Origin of the sequence: Mesorhizobium sp. LMG 17147 (assembly GCF_024297145.1) — a bacterium.
Taxonomy (GTDB): domain Bacteria; phylum Pseudomonadota; class Alphaproteobacteria; order Rhizobiales; family Rhizobiaceae; genus Mesorhizobium.
The window spans coordinates 1-870 of record NZ_JANCTC010000056.1 but is presented as its reverse complement, the minus strand read 5'-3'; the positions used below and the strand labels follow the sequence as shown (position 1 = coordinate 870).

Here is an 870-nt window from a genome sequence, read left to right as displayed (position 1 = left end):
TCGGGGCTGTAGGGCGGCAGGAAGAGCAGCCATGCGCCTCTGGCCCGGATGGCTGCCTCGGCGGCCGGACTCTTGTGGGCAGCGAGATTGTCGAGGATGACCACATCGCCCTTTGCCAGCGTCGGAGCGAGCTGCGTTTCGACGTAGGTGTCGAAGATGCGACGGTTCATCGGCGTGTCGACGACGAAAGGGGCGGTGAGCCCATGGCAGCGCAGCCCGGCGATGAAGGTCTGCGTCTTCCAATGTCCGAACGGTGCCTTTGAGCGCAGCCGTTGGCCCTTCAGGCAGCGACCGCGCAGGCGCGTCATCTTCGTAGTGGTTCCGGTCTCGTCGATAAACACCAGCCGATGTGGCTCAAGCCGCATCCGCGGCTGGCGTTTGGCCCGCCACTGCTGGCGCGCCTTGCTGATGTCGGGTCGATCTTGCTCGCTGGCCAGCAGCGTTTTTTTTGAAGCGGTAGCCGTTCCTGATGAGCCAACGTGAGATCGAGGCGGGAGCCACTTGGACGCCTGTAGCAGTAACCAGCTCGGCGGCAAGCTCCGGCATGGTGATGTCGTCCTTCTCGGCCACACAACCAATCAGGAACGCACGATGCGGGTCGAGCTTGGAATGGCGGCGGCCTCCGCTCGGCTTGGGCACCAGGCTCTCGGTCTTTCGATAGTTCCTCATCAGGATCACGACGAACGAAACCGACACCCCAAAATGTGCCGCCGTCGCACGCCGCGAATGGCCAGCCTCGACAAACCGCACAACGCGTTCACGCAAATCGAGCGAATAGGGCTTGGGCATGGCAAATCACCTCCTTAAGGAAGTGAATCACAAACCCGACGTTAGCGGAATCCTTCGCGATTCAACCTGAATGTCCGACGC

General features: G+C 61.8%; 2 protein-coding genes. Both read right to left on the bottom strand.

Annotation, left to right across the window (positions count from 1 at the left end; all coding sequences use genetic code 11):
• A partial coding sequence (locus NMG46_RS29535; protein ID WP_254820783.1) for a transposase occupies positions 1 to 410 on the bottom strand: 410 nt, incomplete at its 3' end.
• The gene (locus tag NMG46_RS29530) at positions 355 to 789 is read right to left on the bottom strand and encodes a transposase (RefSeq protein ID WP_254820782.1); all 435 of its coding nucleotides are present in this window, start codon (positions 787 to 789) and stop codon (positions 355 to 357) included. The genes NMG46_RS29535 and NMG46_RS29530, both read right to left, overlap by 56 nt.
• Positions 790 to 870 lie beyond the last annotated feature (81 nt).